We start from the raw sequence: 19,142 nt of genomic DNA on the forward strand, positions 1-19,142 counted from the left end.
TCACTGCCTTATTCATCACTGCCTCCAATTGGGTCGAATCAGCTTCGGATGAATACTGGTACCGTAGACCCCGTGCCCGCCCCCATCAAGAGACGCACCTACCACGCTCCAAGCCGTCGCCAGGCTGCCGCAGCGACCCGCGATCAGATCGTCGCCGCTGCCCGGTACCTGTTCATCCGCCACGGATATCAGCAGACAGCCATGTCGGCCGTCGCGGAGCGGGCGGGCGTTTCGGTGGACACCGTCTACACCTCGGTGGGGAAGAAGCCCACCCTGGTCAGAGCAGTCATCGACGACGTCCTAGGCGAGGGACGCGGCCCAGTCACTGCGACAGAGCGCAGCTACGTCCAGGAAATCCGCGCCACGCCAGGCGCCGCCGCCAAACTCGCGGTCTATGCGCGGGCCCTGGGTCGACTGCAACCGGATCTCGCACCCCTGACGCAGGCGCTGCACGACGCCGGAATCCAGGACCCAGGGTGTCGAGAGGCCTGGCGGGAGCTCGTCGAACGTCGGGCGTCGAACATGCGCTTGCTCGCCGCGGACCTGCGCGCCACCGGTGAACTGCGCGAGGACCTGGACGACGATGCCGTGGCCGACGTCGTCTGGGCCACCAACTCCCCCGAGTACTTCCTGCTCCTGGCCTCACGGGGCTGGACGAGCCGACAGTACGCCGAGCATCTTACCGATCTGTGGGTCAGGTTCCTGCTCCGGGGCCGCCAGGGTCCGTGTGCACGGCATCTCGACGTCGCCCGATGATCACGGCACCGGCGGGGTCTAACGGCCCACCACCCGACCACCGGCATCGAGCGCAGCGAGTACCGGGCCAGGGCCCTCAACCTCGGTGATGCTCACCTGCGTCAGGCCCGGGAGTGTTCCAGGCCTGTTGTAGCGCCTCCGGGCGGACCCGTGCCCCTGAGCAGGAAGCGGTGGTGCAGTCTCGGCACGCGGTCCGGGTCGATCTGACGTGGCGGCGTGAACCATGGCAAGCCAGTCCCGGGGTCGATCAGGATCTGCCACTGCACCTGGGCCGACCTGTTCGGATCCGGTTCCACGAGGCGGTGGTGGTACGGGCACAGCAGAACGCCGTTCGAGACACAGGTGGTCCCACCGGTCCACCACGGCCGAGTATGGTGCCCCTCGCAGGCTGCGGGCGGGGCATCACAGCCGGGGAACACGCATCCCTGATCGCGTAACACCAGGGCGGCCCGGATGGGTTTCGTGAAGAACCGATGGGTCCGCCCCACATCCAGCACCTCCGAGGCACCGCCCAGCACGGTGGGGGTGATGTGCGCGTCACACGACAGGCGCCGGGCCTCCCCTGCGGACAGCGGTTCCCCGCAGGCCAGCATGGTGCCCACCCCCATCCCATGGACCAACGCCTCCAGGCCCAGGGTCACCAGTACCTGCGGCCGGTCTCCGCCCACTGCCGGAAGCTCACCCGATGCGGCGGCGATCCCGCACCACCGCACGAGCGCATCGGCGCGTCGCGCCGACCGGTCCGGAAGCTCCCCCGTCAACCGGTAGGAGGCGGCCGACGGCGTCAGCGCCGTCAGCTGCGTCAGGAACAACTCCCCATCGGCGATCGGCAGCTGACCGCGGATCAGCATCGACCCATGATGATCCGGCGCCACCACCAGCGCGCGCCGCGCGTGGGCCACCCTGGCGTCCCGCTCGATGCGGTCGGCCTCCAGTGCCTCGGCACGTTCCGGGTCGATCACCTCGGCCATGCGCTCGGCGACGACGCGCAGCTCGTCAGGATCCAGTCGATCAGCGAAGCCGACGAGCTCGGCCTGGCAGGCATCGAGTTGTGGTCGCGTCAACGCGACGGGCAGGTGCTTCAGTCCTGCGACGATCCCGCGGGCCTGCTGACCCGACACACTGCCGTCGCGCCATGCCTGCACGATCAGGGGGAACCGGTTCGACAGGTCGCAGGCCAATCGCACGTCGCGACGCGAGGAGGACAGTGACACCCGATTGGTCGCATGGAGCCGCTCGGCCACGCTCAGTCCTGGCTCACCACTCACCTGCGCCTCGTGCAGCAGGTCCATCCGGACGCCCTGGAGGCGGTCGCACAGTGCGTCGATGCGGGATACGACGTCGAGCGCTCTGGAGGCGTTCCCCCTCACCGTCACCGCCAGAGCCGCGACCTCGTCCAGAACAGCATCCAGCTGCTCCGGGCCCGTTTCCGTGATGTCCTCCATAGCAGCAATTCTCGCAGCCGCCACTGACAGAAATCGAACACCTGTACCAATAATGTGGGAATCACGCTTAGCGTTACTCTCATTACAAACGCGCTCAACCAGCTCGCGGACAGTCACCGGAGCAGGCCGACGTCGTCCTGACGACCAACCATTCACAGCTGGACGGCGACCACTGCGGCAAGTGCCGGGTCAGGACTGGATGTCGATCGTGCCGTCGTCGGAGACCTGGAAAGCGGGGGCGAACGCCGCCTCCCAGACGTGCCCGTCGGGGTCCGCGAAGTACCCCGAATAGCCGCCCCAGTCGGCCCGCGTACCCGGCTTCACCAGCCGGGCTCCGACGGAGACGGCATGGGCGAGCGCGTCGTCGACGGCGCTCTCGTCGTTGAAGTTCAGCGCCAGGGTGACCCCGCGGAACTGCGGAGGCTCTTCGGCGGCCACGCCGACGTCCGCCGCAAGATCTGCCCTGCCGAAGAGGCCGATCCACGTGCCCGATGTCCGGAACCACGTGATGCCCGCCGACGCGTCCCCGCGCTGCTCCCAGCCCAGTGCCCGGTAGAACGCGGCGCTGCGCTCCAGATCCGCGACGCCGAGGGTGACGATGGTGAAGGCCGGTGAAATACCCATGGACCATTCTCCCACCGATCCTTCTGGTGAGGTCCAGCACGAGGGCGCAAATTCCGGTCGATCGAAACCGGCGCACCGTGCACGGGCCTGGACCAGCCGGTACGGCGTCGACCAGTCCGGTCTCCTCACCCACCTGTCACCCACCTGCCCCAATGGTTCGGAGCCGCGGCCCTGTTGTGCAGGTGCGTCCGGGAATAGTGTCGTATCCGAGCATCGCCGTTCGTGGAGTAGATGCGAGGCCCCACTCCGGGGGTCCGCAGCCGGGGAACCACGCCAGGGATCTCGCGACGACGAGAGGGGAAGACAGTGCCGAACTATCTGATCGCGTTCAACGACGAATGGGTGCCCGAGCAGACGACCGACGAGCTGCACAGCAAGAGCGAGGCGTCGCACGCCCTCCTCGAGGAGATGAGGACGGCCGGCGTCTTCGTCTTCGCGGACGGGGGCATCGACGCCTCGACCGCGCTCTGCAGCGTGGTGAGCAAGGACGGCCGGCCCGTGTTCACCGACGGGCCGTTCGCCGAGACCAAGGAACACCTCGGCGGGTTCACGGTCGTGGAGGTGCCCGACGACGACGCCGCGCGCTACTGGGCAGGGCGTCTGGCCGTGGCCCTCGACTGGCCGCAGGAGGTCCACCGCTTTCCCTCGGAGCTCGCGGAGATCATCGATCGTCGACTGCAGGAGAGTGAGTGACATGGCACGCTACATGTTGTCCGTGTTCGGATCGGCAGAGCGCGGCGAGTTCGGCGACTACCCCTCCCGGGAGGCGATGCTGCAGGCCTTCGCCGACACCGGTGCGTTCAACGAGAAGCTGCAGCACGAGGGCCACTTCGTGTTCGCGGACGGCCTCGAACCCGCCACCACGTCCACCACCGTCGACGGGCAGGGCGGCACACCGGTCCTCACCGACGGACCCTACCTCGAGACCAAGGAGCATCTCGGCGGCTTCTGGGTGGTCGAGGCCGCCGATCTCGACGAGGCCCTCGCTCTCGCGGCAGAGGCGTCCAGAGCCTGCCGTGGCGTGGTCGAAGTGCGTCCGTTCCAGTCCGCGGCATCGATCGAAGCTCTTCTGGAGCCGTGACCGGATCCGCGGTCGAGGAGGCGATCACCCGTGCCCACCGTGATGAGTGGGCACGGGTGGTCGCCGGTCTCGCCCGACGCTTCGGCGACCTCGACCTCGCCGAGGAAGCAGCAGCCGACGCGTTCGTCGCCGCCGTGGAGCGGTGGCCGCACGACGGCGTACCGCCCAATCCCGGCGGCTGGCTCACCACCACCGCCGGTCGCAAGGCGACCGACCGGCTGCGTCGGGAGTCCCGGCGCAGCGCCAGACACCAGGCGGCCCAGATGGTGTCCTACAACCCTCCGCCCGAGGCGACCGGACCGGTCGGTGACGATCGGCTCCGGCTGGTCTTCACCTGCTGTCATCCTGCCCTGGCCATCGAGGCCAGGATCGCACTGACCCTGCGCCTGCTCGGGGGTCTCACCGTCGCAGAGATCGCGAGCGCGTTCCTCGTCCAGGAGACCACGATGGCGCAGCGGATCACCCGCGCGAAGGCGAAGATCAAGGCAGCGCACCTCCCCTACCGGGTGCCGTCGGCCGAGGACATCGGCGAACGGCTGGCCGGTGTGCTCGCGGTGGTGTACCTCGTCTTCAACGAGGGATATCTGACCAGTGCCGGGGAGAATCCGCTGCGCACCGACCTGACCGAGGAGGCCGTCCGTCTCGGGCGCCTGCTGCGCACGCTCCTGCCCGACGACGGCGAGGTGACCGGTCTCCTGGCACTGATGCTGCTGACGGACGCGCGGCGCTCGTCGCGCGTGTCCCGCAACGGCGAACTGGTGACGCTGGAGGACCAGGACCGCGGGGCGTGGGACCGGGCCCTGATCATCGAGGGGCACGCCCTCGTCCGTGAGCGGCTCGCTGCGGTCGCCGCCGGCAGCGAACCACCGGGGCGGTACCAGCTCCTGGCCGCGATCAACGCGGTGCACACCGACGCCGCGACCGCGGACGAGACGGACTGGTCCCAGATCCTCCTTCTCTACGACCGCCTGGCAGCGCTCGATCCGTCGCCGATCGTGCGGCTCAACCGCGCTGTCGCGGTCGCGGAGCTCAACGGCCCCGACTTGGCACTCGCCGAGCTGGATCGACTCTCCGGGGCGCTCGACGGGTATCACGCCTTCCATGCCGCGCGTGCCGCCCTCCTGCGGCGTTGTGGACGGGATGGTGCAGCACGCGCCGCCTACGACAGGGCCATCGACCTCACCGGCAATCCCGCCGAGCGGGCGTATCTCACCCGCCGTCGTGGCGGCCTAGTGAGCTGAATCCGGCAGGGCTGCGACAGCCCACCGCGGGCGGCGCCGGCGTCCCCGCTCGTCCAGCGTCATACTGGGTCACCACCGCATATCGAGGCCCCCATGGCAGGAGGCGGTGACGGGCTTCCTCCGCGAGCACAGCGGATGATCCCGGTCCCTGACTGCTGGCTCCTGAAGGAGCGCTGCGGTCAGCGGCGGGTCGAGGGGACGTACCCCAGGGCCTTGTCGACGACGCCGGGCAGCGGCTCGTCCGCCAGCCAGAGCAGGAGGTTCCGCTCGAACTGCGCCGCGAGATCGTCCAGCCAGGAGTCGGCGTTGCTCGCCATGTGGGGTGTGACGAGGACCGACGGCAGGGACCACAGCGGATTGTCCGGCGGCAGGGGCTCGACGGCGAACGTGTCCAGGACGGCCCCGGCGAGCGTCCCGTCCCGCAGCCGCGCGACGAGCGCCTCCTCGTCGAGCAGCCTGCCGCGGCCCACATTGATGAGCACGGCCGAATCCGGCAGCGCCCGGATGACAGCTGCGTCGACCAGATTCTCCGTGGCCGGGGTCAGCGGCGCCACGAGCACCAGCCAGTCCACGTCACCGACCACGCGGGTCAGATCCGCCGCGGCATGGACGCGCCCGAAGTCGTCGTCGTGCTCCGAGGCAACCCGTCCCACACCCTCCACCCGGATTCCTACGGCCCTCAGGAGCCGCGCCGTCCTGCGCCCGATGCTGCCCGTGCCCACCACGAGGGCGCGCGTGCCGGCGATGTTGCGGCCCTCCCGCCAGATCCAGTCCCGCTGCGACTGCTGGTCCCGCAGGGGTCCGAAGCCCTTGGCGGCGTGCAGCACGGCTCCGAGGACGTACTCGGCCATGGGCTGGTCGAAGACGCCGTGGGCGTTGGTCACGACGACGTCGGAGGCCACCAGCTCGGGGAAGAGGAGTCTGTCCACCCCGGCCGCAGCGCAGTGCAGCCACTGCAGCGAATCGGCGGCGTGCCAGGCGGCCGGCAGCGCGCCGGAGAAGAAATCCCAGAGATAGAGGACCTCCGCGCCGTCGAGGGCCCGCGCCAAGCCGTCCGCCTGCACCACGCGGAGCTCCGAGAGCTCGCGCACGCGCTCCAGGCCCCGCACCGGTCGGGCGCCCTCGAGCACGGCGATCACCGGCGGCCGCGTCACCCGGTGGCTCCGGTCGCCTCGGGATCCTCCTCGGGCCCTGCGGCCGCCGGGTGCTGCTCGATCGACTGGTCCCGGAGGTACTGCAGGACGACGATCGCCACCGCCGTCGTCGGGACCGCGAAGAAGGCCCCCACGATCCCGAACAGCGTGCCACCCGCGGTCACCGAGGCGAGGACGACGACGGGGTGGATCTCGAGGGTCCTCCCGACGAGCAGCGGCTGGATGAAGTTGCTCTCGAGCTGCTGGACCAGCACCACGAGTCCGAGGACCAGCAGCGCGCTCACCCAGCCGTAGGCGAGGAACGCGACGAGCGTCGCCACGAGCCCCGACACCACGGCACCGACCACCGGGATGAACGCCGAGAAGAAGACGAGCACGGCGAGCGGGATGGCCAGCGGGATGTCCAGCAGTACCAGGCCGAGACCGATGAACACCGCATCCACCAGCGCGACGGTCGCCTGGGCGAAGATGTAGTGCGACAGCGCCTTCCAGGTCCCGTTCGCGATCTTCGCGGCGTGGCCGTACGCGGTGGAGTTCGTCCAGCGCGACGCCCACGGCATGAAGCGGTCGCCGTCCTTGAGGAAGAAGAAGGTGAAGACGAGCGAGAGCAGCACCACGATGGTCCCGGACGTCAGTTCGCTCAGGCCGGCGGTGATACCGCTGATGATGTTGCCCACGTTGGACTGCAACTCGGTCAGCGCGGTGTCCACGAGGCGGTCCAGATTGGCGGAGTCGAGATCCAGGGGCAGCCTCGAGGCGAACTCCACCATGTCGCGGACGTTCTCCTGGGCCAGCGCCGTGAGCTCGGTGATGCCGCTGGCGATCGTGGGGATGGTCAGCGCGCCGATCCCGACGACGACGCCGATGAACCCGAGCAGTGTCACCAGCGATGCCAGTATCCTGGGAAGGATCTTCCGCAGCACCCGGTTGACGGGCCACAGCACGGAGGCGAGGAGCAGCGCGAAGAGCGTGGGCAGGACGATCGACCAGAGTGCGCCGGCGACGAACCAGAGGATCACGAGACCCGCGAGCACGACGATCCCGCGTGCGGTCCAGAGGGCACTGGCCTTCAGTCCGTCCGCCATGGCGTTCGGACGGAAGCGCCTGGCCGTCGATGCCCCGTGCCGCTCGGTGCCCTCCGACTCACCCGGTGAGGGCTCGGTGGACGGAGGGAGGATCGGGGGCTGGCGATCCTGTGGGTCGGACTCTGCGCGTGTCACCCAGCCATCCTGCCCTAGTCACGGCCCCTCGGAGCGTCGGTCCGGGCACGACGCGCGGAATTCGTGGCTCCTGCTGGCAGCGTCGGTGTCCGTGGTGTCAGGAGAACGTCATCGGGCCGGGTGCCAGCAGGGCGAGCGGAGCGGCACGGCGCACCTGCTGCACGAACCAGTCGACCATGAGCCGGCCCGCCCCGAGGTGCACTGCACGCCCGTCGTGCTGCTGCGCATGCCAGCGTTCGACGTCGGCGGGCGCATCGACGGCCGAGAGGAACTCGCTGAGCGGACAGACGTGCAGGTCCCGGGCATGCGGTGAGCCCAGGCGCGCGAACTGCCAGTGGTAGGCGAGCGCTCCGAGGTGGGTCCGGAACCGGTCTGGGTGGAGCCGCTCGCTGAAGCGGGCCACGAAGGCCGGAATCTCGTGCGCGGGGAGCGGCCTGCTGAAGTAGAAGCCCTGGCCGAGCGCTGCTCCGAGGACGGTGACCGCCTCGGCCACACCCCGTTCCTCGATACCCTCGATCACCACCGTCATCCCCACGTCCCGTCCGAGCTGGATCATCGCCGCGATCATGCTCAGCGCATCGGTGGGCCTGCTGTGGATGTCGGCGAGCAGATCCTGGTCCAGCTTGATGGTGCTGAACGGGAGCGAGGAGAGCCGCTTGAGGCTGCTGTACCCCGCACCGAGATCGTCCATCGCCAGGCCGACCCCGAGTCCCACGATCCGCAGCAGCACGTCGCGCTGCGCATCGGAGTCGAGATGCCCCGACTCGAGCAGTTCGAGCGTGAGTCGCCGCGGCTCTATCCGGTGGTGGGCGAGCCGATCGCTCAGGAAATCGATCAGATCCGGACACTCCAGCGCGGTGGGCGGCAGATTGACGGACAGCTCGGCCGTGACCCCGGCGCTGCTCCACCTCCCGAACTGGGCCAGTGCCTCGTCGAGGACCAGGCGGAACAGCCGGTCGACGTCGGCGTCGTCCAGGTACGGCAGGAACTCGGCGGGGGCCAGGACTGACCGGTCCGGCAGGGCGAGCCTGGCCAGGGCTTCGAAGAGATGCACCGTCCCCTCGCGCAGCTCGATGACGGGCTGCAGATGGACCTGCAGCCCGGTGTCCAGGGCACGTCGGCAGGCCTCGCCCAGGGTGTCCCCGGACACCCTTGAGCCCTCCCCGGTGGAGGGGCGGGTCTCCGTGCCGTCGTCGGCACCGAGCTCCCACCACCGGGTCCGGTCGGCCTTGCGCTGCTTCACGGAGTAGAGGGCTTCGTCGGCCGTCCGCAGGATGTCCGCGGCGTCGGTCACCCCGTCCGTCACGAGCGCTATGCCCATGCTCATGCCGATCAGCACGGCTTCGCCGTCGATCATGAACGGTGAGTCGGTGACCTCGTTCAACGGTTCGAGGAGGCGTTCGAACGCCTTGCGTGCTCCGGTCCGCGGGACGTCACGGAAGATGACCACGAACTCGTCCCCGCCCATCCTGCCGAGGAAGTCCTCGTCGCGGAGCCGGCTCTGGAGCCGCAGGGCCCACGCGCGCAGCAGCAGATCCCCGGCGGCGTGGCCGAAGGTGTTGTTGATGATCCGGAAGTCGTCGAGGTCGATGACCCCGACGGCGTCCACGGTCTCGGCGGACCGCGGTACGGCCATGAGCTGCCCGATGCGCGCCCCCATGTCCACCCTGTTCGGCAGCCCGGTGACCTGGTCGTGCAGAGCCTGGAAGCGCAGCTGCTCGAGCAGGGCCATCCGCGTGTTGATGTCCCGCTGGACGCTCACGAAGTGGGTGAGCTCGCCCTCCGGTGAGAACAGCGGGGTGATGCGCAGCGCGTTCCAGAAGGCCGAGCCGTCCTTGCGGTAGTTGAGGATCTCGCCGTCGAACGGTGTTCCGGACACCAGCGCGTCGCGGATGGCCGCCGTCGTCGCGCGATCCGTCCCCGGCCCCTGGAGCATCCGGCAGTTGCGGCCCAGGACCTCCTCCCGCGAATATCCGGTGATGGTCACGAACATCTCCGACACGTACCGGATGTTCTGCTCGGCGTCGGTGATCATGGAGACCTCCGAGGTGGCCTCCAGGGCCCTCACGAAGAGGTCCTCGGGCACGCCCGTCCCGTCGACGTCCGGCCAGTCCGCCCGGTACATGCGGTCTCCCCTCCTCGTCGAGTCCACCACAGCGGCCCCACGGGGTGACGGTGACACTCTCCTAGCATGGATGGTAGCGGGTCGACGGCCGAGGCGGGCGTCTCCTTTAGGGTGTGAATGACCCCGGACCCCTCGGAAGGAATCGCCATGCAGTATGTGAAGCTCGGATCCACCGGACTCGACGTCTCCCCGCTCGCCCTCGGCTGCATGAGCTACGGGACTCCGGAGCGCGGCAACCACCCGTGGACGCTTCCCGAGGAGCAGAGCCGACCCCTGATCCGGGCGGCCGTCGAGGCCGGCATCAACTTCTTCGACACGGCGAACGTCTACTCGGACGGCTCCAGCGAGGAGATCGTGGGGCGCGCCCTGGCCGACTTCACCCGCCGCGACGAGGCCGTCATCGCGACGAAGGTCCACGGTCGGATGCATGCCGGGCCCAACGGAGCGGGGCTGTCCCGCAAGGCCATCATGACCGAACTGGACAACAGTCTCCGCCGGCTCGGGACGGACTACGTGGATCTCTACCAGATCCACCGCTTCGACCCGTCGACACCGCTCGAGGAGACCCTCGAGGCCCTGCACGACGTCGTGCAGGCGGGCAAGGTGCGCTACCTCGGAGCCTCGTCCATGTTCGCGTGGCAGTTCTCGAAGGCGCTGTACCTCCAGCGACTGAACGGTTGGACGCGCTTCGTGACCATGCAGGACCACTACAACCTGATCAACCGCGAGGAGGAGCGCGAGATGTACGGACTGTGTGCCGATCAGGGCATCGGCGTCCTGCCCTGGAGCCCGCTCGCGCGCGGCAAGCTCACCCGACCCTGGGACGAGACGACGCAGCGCTCGGACTCGGACGAGTTCGGCAAGACCCTCTACGGTACGGTCGACGCCGATCGCCGGGTCGCCGACGCCGTGGGGACGGTCGCGACTGCTCGCGGTGTGAGCCGTGCGCGGGTGGCCCTGGCCTGGGTGTCGCGCAACCCGGTGGTGTCGGCGCCGGTCGTCGGCGTGGGCAGGCCGCTCCACCTCGAGGACGCCGTCGCCTCGCTGGAGCTCCACCTGACCGAGGACGAGGTGGGCCTGCTGGAGGAGCACTACGTGCCGCATCCGATCGTCGGCTTCTGATGCCCGGCACCCCGCCCCTCCCTGCGCCGCATGGCCGCTGACCTCGTCCTGACGGGCGGTCGGGTGTTCGACGGGCACGCCGTCCGGCCCGGCGCCACCACCGTCGCCGTCACGGCGGGGATCATCACCGGTGTCGGGACCGAGGCCGGGCTGGGCGACGTCGTCGGGCCGGCCACCGACGTCGTGCAGCTGGAGGGACGTCTTGTCACCCCCGGATTCGTCGACGCCCACGCGCACACCTTCATGGGTGGTATCGAGGCGCTCGCGTGCGACGTGGGGCAGAGCCACGGGGCCGCCGAGGTGCAGCGTGCCGTCGCCGCCCACGCTGCGGCGTCCACGGGTCCGGCTCCCGGCTGGATCACGGGCGCCGGCTGGTACAAGGGTGACTACGACGGCGGTTTCCCGGACGCCGCGGTGCTCGACGCCGTCGCGCCCTCCCGCCCCGTCTATCTCATCAACCGGGACCACCACAGCGCGTGGGTCAACACGGCGGCGCTGCGGCTCGCGGGCATCGACGACCACACCGCCGATCCTCCGGACGGACGCATCGACCGCAGGAGTGACGGCTCCGCGAGCGGCATCCTGCACGAGGGCGCCATGGCGCTCGTGTCCCGGGTCCTCCCGCCGATCACGCGCGGGACCGTCGAAGCCGGGATCCTCCACGGACAGCGGCATCTGCACTCCCTCGGTATCACGGGCTGGCAGGAGGCGATCATCGGCGACTACGCGGGCTACCCCGATGCCGCTCCCGCCTACGGCGCTCTTGCCGCGTCGGGCCGGTTGAGCGGCAGGGCGTCGGGTGCCCTCTGGGTGCCGCGCGGCATCACCCTGCCGGAGATCCCCGCCCTCGTCGACGAGTTCCGCGAGCGCCGTCGGAGCAACGCGGCGGCGGGCTTCCCGACGTCGAGCGCCAAGATCATGATCGACGGCGTCCCCGAGAACCGCACGGCAGCGCTCCTCGACCCGTACGAACCCGCCGGCTGCGGGTGCGTGCCGGCGGGCGCCGTGGACCGCGGGCCCAGCTATCTCCCGGAGGACGTGCTCCACGCCGTCGTCGGAGCACTGCATGCAGCCCGCTTCGATCTGCATCTGCATGCGATCGGCGACCGCGCCGTCCGGACCGGGCTCGATGCCGTCGCCGGGGCGCGCGCGGCCGACCCTGACCCGGTTGCGTCCACGTCGCCGTCCGCGGAGGCATGGGAGCCGCTGCACAACATGGCGCACGTGCAGCTGGTCCACCCCGACGACGTCGCGCGCTTCGGTGCCCTCGGGGTGACGGTCAACGCGCAGGGGCTGTGGGCGTGCAGCGACGACCAGATGCGGGCCCTGACCGTGCCGCTGATCGGAGCGGAGCGGGCAACGTGGCAGTATCCGTTCGCGTCACTGGTGGGCGGTGGCGCTCCGCTGGCGATGGGCTCCGACTGGCCCGTGTCCGACGCCGATCCGTGGCAGGCCATCCACGTCGCGGTGAACCGCACGCACCCCGCCTACCCGGGCGTCCCTCCGCTGGTCCCCGCGGAGGCGCTGACCCTCCTGACGGTCCTCCGTGGCTACACCTCCGGATCGGCACGCGTCACCCGCTCCCCTGCGGGGCTCATCCGGACGGGTGCCCCGGCCGATCTCGCCGTGCTGTCCGTGGACCCCTTCGCGCTGGAGGACGCCGATCTGCACGCCGTCCGCGTGGACCTGACCGTGGCGGGCGGGCGCGTGATGTTCGAGCGGTAGGGCTTCCGCGCGCCCCGTCCCTCCCACTGCTGGGGCCCGGGTACTGGGAACGACGAGGTCCGGCGGCTCGCTCCCACTGCTGGAGCCCGGGCGCTGGGAACGAGGGCCCGATCCCGCTGCAGCAGCTCGAACAGTGGGAACGACCGGAGGAGCCGCAGCCCATCCCACTACTGCTCGCCGAACAGTGGGAACGACCGGAGGGGCCACCGCCGATCCCACTGCAGCAGCTCGAACAGTGGGAATGACCGGAGGGGCCACCGCCGATCCCACCGCAGCAGCTCGAACGGCGGGAACGACAGCTCCCTCCCACTCCTGGGACCCGAGTACTGGGAACAGCCGAGGCGCAGCGACCCGCTCCCACTGCAGCGCCTCCAACACCGGGAACGACCGCGTGGGACACCGCCGATCCCACCGCACCACCTCCAACACCGGGCCCCTCCCCGGACACCTGCGACCGCGGAGCTAGCGCAGGACGAAGCCTGGGGCAATACTGCTCTGCCCTCGGAACGGTGTTGTACGTTGTGACCACTCTCCCGAAAGGCACGACGATGACCATTTCCAGACGACAGATACTCGGAGGGGCAGGCCTCCTCGCAGCCGCTGCGGCGCTCAACGGATGCGCCGGCTTCTCGGGCGGCGGGAACAACAACGGCGGCGACGGCGACAACACGCTCTCGTTCACCACCTGGGGCAGTCCGGCGGAGGAAGAGGGCTTCCGTCGCGGGATCGACGCGTTCAAGGCTGCCAATTCCGGCGTGGAGGTGGAGCTCAACCTCGTGCCCTACGAGCAGATATTCACGAACATCGACGCCCAGCTCCAGGCGGGTACCGCGCCCGACCTCTTCCGGGTCGACTACGGCACCATCGGCGCCTACAGCAGCCAGGACCAGCTCCTGGATCTCAGCACCTACTTCGATACCGCCGCCGGCGAGGAATTCCTGCCCTCCATGTGGCAGGCCATCCAGTTCGAGGGCAAGCCGTTCGGCGTTCCGCACCAGACCGACACCTCGGCCATCGTCTACCGCACCGACCTCTTCGAGCAGGCCGGGATCACCAGCGTCCCCGACAGCCTCGACTCCGCCTGGACCTGGGACGAGTTCCGGGCGGTCGCAGAACAGCTGCGCGGTTCCCTACCGGACGAGCTGTATCCCTTCGTCTACAACTGGCAGCTCGGTGGTTCGCCGCGCTGGCTGAGCTGGCTCTTCCAGGCCGACGGCAGGCTGTTCAACGAGGACCTCACGGCGTCGGCCATCGAGTCCGACGCCGGGATGAAGGCGCTTGCCTTCACCCAGGGCTTCTTCACGGACAATCTCGTTCCCCCGAGCAGCTCGGTGAAGTCCTCCACCTATGCGGACGACGCCTTCTCCGCCGGTACCACCGCCATGGCCTTCGTGGGCAACTTCGTCCTGCCGAGCCTCGACGCCGACATCACCGACTTCAAATGGGGCGCCACCTACATGCCACGGGATGAGCGGGGTGCCTCCGATCTCGGAGGCAACGCCCTCGTCGCCACGAAGAACGCGCGCAACCCGGAGCTGGCGGCGGAGTTCCTCAAGTTCATGACCCAGCCGGAGCAGATGTCCGATTTCTGCGCCAGGGCGATGGAGCTCCCCACGCTGAAGAGCCTCGTGGACACCGAACTCGACTACCAGACGCGCCCGGACATCGCCGGCATCTTCGTGGAACAGGCCACCACCATCGAGCCCTCCGACGTGGAACAGCTCACCTCCCCCGCGATGGCCACCATCAACCCCACCCTCCGTGACCAGCTGGAAGCGGCGTTCACGCAGGGCCAACCCGTCGAGGAGACCCTGGCGAAGATCGCCGCCGCCGTGGACGAAGCGGCCGGCTGATGTCCGCGGACACCTCGTCCCGCGAGGGGTCGACCACCGAACTCAAAGCACCCCTGCCGGCCACGACCTACACCGCCCGGTCGGGTCGCGCCGCGACGAGGCACCGCGCCACCCTGGCGTCCTACGGTTTCCTGGGGCCCAATCTGATCCTGCTCGGACTTTTCCTGTTCCTGCCTCTCGGCTGGGCCCTGCTGATCAGCTTCCAGGAGTCGAGCGGCTTCGGCGCCACCGGCTGGGTGGGGCTCGAGAACTATCAGCGCCTCGTGGGAGATCCGACCTTCTGGCAGTCCACCGTCAACACCGCGGTCTTCACCCTCATCACGGTCCCACTGAGCCTCGCCCTCGGGCTGGGCCTGGCCGTGCTCATGAATTCGGTGCTGCCGGGCCGGAAGCTCTTCCGCACGCTCATCTACCTGCCGATGGTCATCTCCGGTGTTGCCACCGCACTCATGGGTGTCCTCCTGTTCGACGAGTCGACCGGCATCGTCAACAAGCTGCTGCGCGGAGGCGGCCTCGCGGGTCTCCCCTGGCAGTCCGAGGGGACGGCCGCGTTCATCTCGATCATCCTGGTGACACTCTGGATCCGCGTGGGATTCAACATGGTGATCTATCTCGCGGGTCTGCAGGGCATCTCCCCCGAGCTCTACGAAGCCGCGAAACTGGAGGGCGCGACGTCGTGGCAGCAGTTCCGCTACCTCACCGTGCCCCTCGTGGGACCCTCCACCTTCTTCCTGCTGATCATGGACGTCATCTACTCGTTCCAGGTCTTCGACACCATCTTCGTCATGACGGCAGGCGGTCCCGGCCGGTCGACCTCCGTTCTCGTGACCTATGCGTACGAGAACGGTTTCGTCACCCGGGACCAGAGCTACGCCGCAGCGATCGGCATCGTCATCTTCCTGATCACGCTGATCTTCACGGCGATCCAATGGCGTGGCAACCGCTCGCGCGACACCGCCGGATAGCAGCCGGATCAGGACGACAGCTCACCAGGACAGGACTCCCATGGTTCCCTCTCACCCCGTCGGCACCCGCGACACCGCGCTGCGGACCACGGACGACGACGCCGCTCCCGCCGTCGTCGAGCGTGTCCGGCGCGTCTCGGCTGCGCAGCGCTCATCCTTCGTCGCCCGCCTCGTCCTGGCGATCGTCGTCGGGCTCATCATGATGTTCCCCCTGTACTGGATGATCACCCTCGCCTTCTCACCGCGGACCGACGTGTTCAGCCGCGAACTGAATCTCTGGCCCTCGGAGTGGACGCTCGAGAACTTCCGCACCATCTTCAACGGCTTCCCGACGATCACGTGGTTCGGTAACTCCGTGGTCATCACGGTGATCGTCACGATCCTGACGGTCACCGTGAACCTCCTGGCCGGTTACGCGTTCGCCAAGCTGGACTTCAGGGGCAAGGGCGCCATCTTCCTGCTGGTGCTGAGCACCATGATGATCCCGGTGCAGGTGCTGATGGTGGCCCAGTTCCGCCTCGTGACGGAGCTCGGCATCTACGGCACGTTCTGGGCCGTCATCTTCCCGTCCGCCGCATCGGCCTTCGGGATCTTCCTGGCCCGCCAGTTCATGATCGGCATCCCGGATGAACTGATCGAAGCCGCGAAGGTGGACGGCGCCGGCACGATCAGGATCTTCCTCCAGATCATCCTGCCGCTGTGCAAGCCGCTGATCGCGGTGCTGGTCCTCCTGACGGTGATGTACCAGTGGAACGACTTCGCGTGGCCGCTGATCGCGCTGAAGGACAGTCAGCTCTTCACGCTGCCGATCGGCCTGCTGTACCTGCGCGGCCAGTACGGGGCGGACTACGGCGCGATCATGGCCCTGGCCCTCCTCTCCATCACCCCGATCATCATCCTGTTCCTCGCGTTCCAGAAGTACTTCGTGCAGGGCCTGGCCCGCAGCGGCATCCGGTAGCCCGACACCCTGGAGCCTGCGGGGCCCGGGGCTCCGCCGGCTGACCGGCTGACTGCCCGCCCGTCGTTCCCACTGCACGAACCTCGCTACCGGGAACGACGGCTCGTCCCCACTCCCGCGCCCCCAGTGGTGGGAACGATAAGGACGACGGCGTCCGGCACCCCTGCAGCCGGTGCATCCGTATCTCGGATCGGCACGGCGCCCGGCGGGGTCGGTGGGCCTCGCTAGTCTGGGACAGGTACCCGACCCCCGTTCGCCCGAGGAGATCCATGCACCGCCCTGCACACCGCATCGTGCTGGCAGGTGTCTGCTCCCTGCTCCTGACCGGCTGCACGGGTGGTTCCCTCATCGGCGTCCTGGATGAGGACCAGGCGGCCGAGGACGTCCTGACCATCCAGACGGATCTCGACGGAATCGACCTCACGAGTACGCGCCTCCTGGCCGAACGCGAGGGTGTGGAGTACTTCGTGGCCCGCCCGGAAGCCGAGGCTGGAGCCGGGGCCGAAGTGGACGGTGGAGCCGGGACGGGCGCCGGGACTGGAGTAGGGGACACCGTGTGCCTCCTCGTCGAGGAAGGGATCGGCGTCGGGCTCGAGTGCGGACCCCTCGAACGCGGTGCGGCCGGCCCGACCATCCGCGACAGCCGGGTGACGGTGGTCCTGCTGCCGGACGACATCGACAGGAACGATCTGGCCGATCAGGGCTTCGAACTGCTGCACCCCAATCTGGCGATCAGACCCGCCGATGCCGGCTAGACCTGCACCCGTCCCGACGGTGGCCCGGAGGTACACCCTCCGCCGGGACGAACCGACCCGCGCTGTCGCGGGAACGCCGCCCATCGCGACACGGTAGTGGGACCGACCATCGGTACTCCTCGACGGTGGCGCCGTCTCGACAGTGGTGCCGTCGCAGGCGCCGACAGCGGAGATTTCCTGATCGGGTAGGCTCGGGCGACTGCCTATAATCGGGGGTGCTCACAGCAGGAGTGGATCTCGCCGCAGAACCCAGGGGAACCGCCCTCGCCCTCCTGGACTGGTCCGGGCCGATCGTCACGGTGGACGTCCGCGTCGGGGTGACCGATGCGGAGATCGCCGCGACGGCGCCCGGGGTGGGGAAGCTCGGCATCGACTGCGCCTTCGGGTGGCCCGACGACTTCGTCACGTTCGTCACGCGCCACGCCCGGGGCGAACGCGTGGAGCTCGCCGACGACGAGGGCATGGCCTGGCGCCGACGCCTGGCGTATCGGGCCACCGACCGCGCCACGCGCGCCATCACCGGACGCTGGCCCCTGAGCGTCGCCACCGACCGGCTGGGGCTGACGGCCATGCACTGTGCCGCCCTGCTCGACGCCGTCTCGGACGCGCTCGGCGAACCCGTGGACCGCTCGGGCGCCGGTACCGCCGTCGAGGTGTACCCCTCCGCGACGCTGCGCGGCTGGCAGTTCGATACCCGCGGCTACAAGACCGACGTCGGGGCGCGCCGCACTCTCGTCTCGCGGCTCCTCGACCGCGCGCCCTGGCTCGGCCTCGACGACGCAGCCGAGGAACTCGTGGTGGCGTCCGACGACGCGTTCGACGCCGTCGTCGCGGCCCTCGCCGCCCGGGCCCATGCCCTCGGGCTGACGCATCCCGTGCTCTCCGGGTACCAGGACCAGGCGCGCCGCGAAGGCTGGATCGCCCTGCCCGTGGGACCGTTGGAGGATCTGGCTCCCTAGCAGCCCGGCCGTGGACGGAGCCGGAGGGAAGGCCCGGACAGCGGAAGGACGGCATCCATGGACCTGACGGAGTACGCAGCCGGCCTGTATGCCCTTCCGCTCGATCGCTTCATCAGCGCGCGGAACACCGCTGCGAAGGATGCCACGCAGGCCGGTGACCGGGAGCTGGCAGCCAGTCTTCGGGCGCTGCCCAAACCGTCGTCGGCCGCCTGGCTCGTGAACGTCCTCGTGGTGCACCGCCGCGACGAGGTGGAGGAGGTGTTGGAGCTCGGCGCCGCTCTCCGGACGGCGCAGGCCGACGCCGACCGCGCGCGGTTGCACGCACTCGGGCAGCGACGTCAGCATCTCATCGCCGCCGTCGCGGGTCGGTCCCTCGAGGCAGCAGCGGACATCGGGTACGCGGTCGGCCCCGCCGCCCTGCCCGGCGTCGAGCGCACCCTGCGAGCAGCTCTCGCGGACCCGGCCGCCGCAGCCGCCGTGCTGACCGGGCGCCTCACTCGTCCCCTGGAGTCGGCCGGCTGGGATCCGGTGGATCTGGACGGTGCGGTCGCCGGACCGTTCAGCATTCCACCAAGCGATGACGACTCCGCTGATACCCAGCACGGCGCCCGGGCCCAGGCCGAGCTCACGACCGCCGAGGAAGGATCGGCCGAGTCGCGGCGGGAAGCCCGACAGCTGGCACGGCGGCGCACGCGGATCGTGGCATCGATCAAGGACCTCGAGCAACAGTTGGAGTCGCTGCGCGCGGAGCTCACCCGTATCGACGCCGCCGACCGCACGCACGCTGCGGCCGAGAAGCGCACCGTCGAGGCGGGGCACGCCGTCGAGACGGCCGAGGCGGCCCTTCGCGCGATGGACGCGGCCGAACCTCCGGTAGACGTCAGGGACACGACACGAGGTCACTGAGCGATGACCGAGGACGCAGCAGAATCACCCTGGCAGACTCGAGCCATGAGGTTCACGCAGAAGATCCGACAGTATCTGGGACTCGATCGACCACCGGTTCTCGAGCAGTACCGGACGTCGCAACGGAACGCGTATCTGATCTGCACGACATGCCGAGCATTCATCGACGCCGAAGGGGCTCTTCAAGAAGCAGAGTGTAGGTCCGTCCGCGATGTCTTGAGACTTCAGGTGGAAGGGTCCGTGAGGGTGCGAG

At 69.2% G+C, this 19,142-nt stretch carries 18 protein-coding genes; 13 read left to right on the plus strand and 5 right to left on the minus strand.

What is annotated here, in order from left to right; translation table 11 throughout:
- The first annotated feature begins 48 nt into the window (after positions 1-48).
- Positions 49-756, plus strand: coding sequence for a TetR/AcrR family transcriptional regulator (locus Q0747_RS08910; protein ID WP_298253694.1), 708 nt, complete (start codon positions 49-51; stop codon positions 754-756).
- 101 nt (positions 757-857) lie between these two features.
- On the opposite strand, the gene Q0747_RS08915 is transcribed toward Q0747_RS08910, so the two are convergent.
- Both Q0747_RS08915 and Q0747_RS08920 read right to left on the minus strand, forming a co-directional pair.
- Complete coding sequence (locus tag Q0747_RS08915) at positions 858-2,201, minus strand: HNH endonuclease signature motif containing protein (RefSeq protein ID WP_298253696.1); 1,344 nt, start codon at positions 2,199-2,201, stop codon at positions 858-860.
- A 189-nt stretch (positions 2,202-2,390) separates the two neighbouring features.
- On the minus strand, positions 2,391-2,825 hold the full coding sequence (locus Q0747_RS08920; protein WP_298253698.1) for a VOC family protein: 435 nt from the start codon (positions 2,823-2,825) through the stop codon (positions 2,391-2,393).
- Between the two features lie 306 nt (positions 2,826-3,131).
- On the opposite strand from Q0747_RS08920, the gene Q0747_RS08925 reads away from it, so the two are divergent.
- The 3 genes from Q0747_RS08925 to Q0747_RS08935 are packed head-to-tail and all read left to right on the plus strand — an operon-like array spanning position 3,132 to position 5,147.
- Positions 3,132-3,518 (plus strand): YciI family protein, encoded by a 387-nt coding sequence (locus Q0747_RS08925; protein WP_298253700.1) that lies wholly within the window; start codon positions 3,132-3,134, stop codon positions 3,516-3,518.
- 1 nt (position 3,519) lies between these two features.
- On the plus strand, positions 3,520-3,906 hold the full coding sequence (locus Q0747_RS08930; protein ID WP_298253702.1) for a YciI family protein: 387 nt from the start codon (positions 3,520-3,522) through the stop codon (positions 3,904-3,906).
- Complete coding sequence (locus tag Q0747_RS08935; RefSeq protein WP_298253704.1) at positions 3,903-5,147, plus strand: RNA polymerase sigma factor; 1,245 nt, start codon at positions 3,903-3,905, stop codon at positions 5,145-5,147. The genes Q0747_RS08930 and Q0747_RS08935 overlap by 4 nt, the downstream gene beginning before the upstream one ends.
- A gap of 179 nt (positions 5,148-5,326) precedes the next feature.
- Here Q0747_RS08935 and Q0747_RS08940 read toward each other — a convergent pair whose 3' ends face one another.
- From Q0747_RS08940 to Q0747_RS08950, 3 genes are all read right to left on the minus strand, one after another.
- Positions 5,327-6,301 carry a D-2-hydroxyacid dehydrogenase gene (locus tag Q0747_RS08940; RefSeq protein ID WP_298253706.1) on the minus strand — a complete coding sequence of 325 codons (975 nt, stop codon included), beginning with the start codon at positions 6,299-6,301 and terminating at the stop codon, positions 5,327-5,329.
- Complete coding sequence (locus tag Q0747_RS08945) at positions 6,298-7,521, minus strand: AI-2E family transporter (protein ID WP_298253708.1); 1,224 nt, start codon at positions 7,519-7,521, stop codon at positions 6,298-6,300. Before Q0747_RS08945 ends, Q0747_RS08940 begins: the two co-directional genes overlap by 4 nt.
- 97 nt (positions 7,522-7,618) lie before the next feature.
- Positions 7,619-9,646, minus strand: a complete 2,028-nt coding sequence (locus Q0747_RS08950; protein ID WP_298253710.1) for a bifunctional diguanylate cyclase/phosphodiesterase — start codon at positions 9,644-9,646, stop codon at positions 7,619-7,621.
- Positions 9,647-9,793: 147 nt separating this feature from the next.
- Between Q0747_RS08950 and Q0747_RS08955 the strand changes: the two genes are divergently transcribed.
- The 9 genes from Q0747_RS08955 to Q0747_RS08995 form a co-directional block, all read left to right on the plus strand.
- Positions 9,794-10,768, plus strand: coding sequence for an aldo/keto reductase (locus tag Q0747_RS08955; protein ID WP_298253712.1), 975 nt, complete (start codon positions 9,794-9,796; stop codon positions 10,766-10,768).
- 30 nt (positions 10,769-10,798) lie between these two features.
- Entirely contained in the window at positions 10,799-12,493 is a 1,695-nt protein-coding gene (locus Q0747_RS08960) for an amidohydrolase (protein ID WP_298253714.1), read from the plus strand.
- A gap of 548 nt (positions 12,494-13,041) precedes the next feature.
- Positions 13,042-14,346 (plus strand): sugar ABC transporter substrate-binding protein, encoded by a 1,305-nt coding sequence (locus Q0747_RS08965; protein WP_298253716.1) that lies wholly within the window; start codon positions 13,042-13,044, stop codon positions 14,344-14,346.
- Positions 14,346-15,311 carry a carbohydrate ABC transporter permease gene (locus Q0747_RS08970; protein ID WP_298253719.1) on the plus strand — a complete coding sequence of 322 codons (966 nt, stop codon included), beginning with the start codon at positions 14,346-14,348 and terminating at the stop codon, positions 15,309-15,311. Before Q0747_RS08965 ends, Q0747_RS08970 begins: the two co-directional genes overlap by 1 nt.
- Positions 15,312-15,351: 40 nt before the next feature.
- Positions 15,352-16,269 (plus strand): carbohydrate ABC transporter permease, encoded by a 918-nt coding sequence (locus tag Q0747_RS08975; RefSeq protein WP_298253721.1) that lies wholly within the window; start codon positions 15,352-15,354, stop codon positions 16,267-16,269.
- A gap of 269 nt (positions 16,270-16,538) precedes the next feature.
- Positions 16,539-17,024 (plus strand): hypothetical protein, encoded by a 486-nt coding sequence (locus tag Q0747_RS08980; protein WP_298253722.1) that lies wholly within the window; start codon positions 16,539-16,541, stop codon positions 17,022-17,024.
- A gap of 215 nt (positions 17,025-17,239) precedes the next feature.
- Positions 17,240-17,983, plus strand: a complete 744-nt coding sequence (locus tag Q0747_RS08985) for a DUF429 domain-containing protein (RefSeq protein WP_298253724.1) — start codon at positions 17,240-17,242, stop codon at positions 17,981-17,983.
- 57 nt (positions 17,984-18,040) lie between these two features.
- A complete protein-coding gene (locus tag Q0747_RS08990; protein ID WP_298253726.1) occupies positions 18,041-18,889 on the plus strand; it encodes a hypothetical protein in 849 nt (282 codons plus the stop codon).
- 45 nt (positions 18,890-18,934) lie between these two features.
- On the plus strand, positions 18,935-19,142 hold a 208-nt coding region (locus tag Q0747_RS08995; RefSeq protein WP_298253728.1), incomplete at its 3' end, for a hypothetical protein.

This window comes from uncultured Arthrobacter sp. (assembly GCF_947493765.1).
Taxonomy (GTDB): domain Bacteria; phylum Actinomycetota; class Actinomycetes; order Actinomycetales; family Micrococcaceae; genus Arthrobacter_D.

Coding starts and splice junctions, on each gene's coding strand:
- Q0747_RS08915 (WP_298253696.1), bottom strand. CDS start 2,201: ATGGAGGACATCACGGAAACGGGCCCGGAGCAGCTGGATGCTGTTCTG.
- Q0747_RS08980 (WP_298253722.1), top strand. CDS start 16,539: ATGCACCGCCCTGCACACCGCATCGTGCTGGCAGGTGTCTGCTCCCTG.
- Q0747_RS08910 (WP_298253694.1), top strand. CDS start 49: ATGAATACTGGTACCGTAGACCCCGTGCCCGCCCCCATCAAGAGACGC.
- Q0747_RS08920 (WP_298253698.1), bottom strand. CDS start 2,825: ATGGGTATTTCACCGGCCTTCACCATCGTCACCCTCGGCGTCGCGGAT.
- Q0747_RS08960 (WP_298253714.1), top strand. CDS start 10,799: ATGGCCGCTGACCTCGTCCTGACGGGCGGTCGGGTGTTCGACGGGCAC.
- Q0747_RS08930 (WP_298253702.1), top strand. CDS start 3,520: ATGGCACGCTACATGTTGTCCGTGTTCGGATCGGCAGAGCGCGGCGAG.
- Q0747_RS08990 (WP_298253726.1), top strand. CDS start 18,041: ATGGACCTGACGGAGTACGCAGCCGGCCTGTATGCCCTTCCGCTCGAT.
- Q0747_RS08970 (WP_298253719.1), top strand. CDS start 14,346: ATGTCCGCGGACACCTCGTCCCGCGAGGGGTCGACCACCGAACTCAAA.
- Q0747_RS08975 (WP_298253721.1), top strand. CDS start 15,352: ATGGTTCCCTCTCACCCCGTCGGCACCCGCGACACCGCGCTGCGGACC.
- Q0747_RS08955 (WP_298253712.1), top strand. CDS start 9,794: ATGCAGTATGTGAAGCTCGGATCCACCGGACTCGACGTCTCCCCGCTC.
- Q0747_RS08950 (WP_298253710.1), bottom strand. CDS start 9,646: ATGTACCGGGCGGACTGGCCGGACGTCGACGGGACGGGCGTGCCCGAG.
- Q0747_RS08965 (WP_298253716.1), top strand. CDS start 13,042: ATGACCATTTCCAGACGACAGATACTCGGAGGGGCAGGCCTCCTCGCA.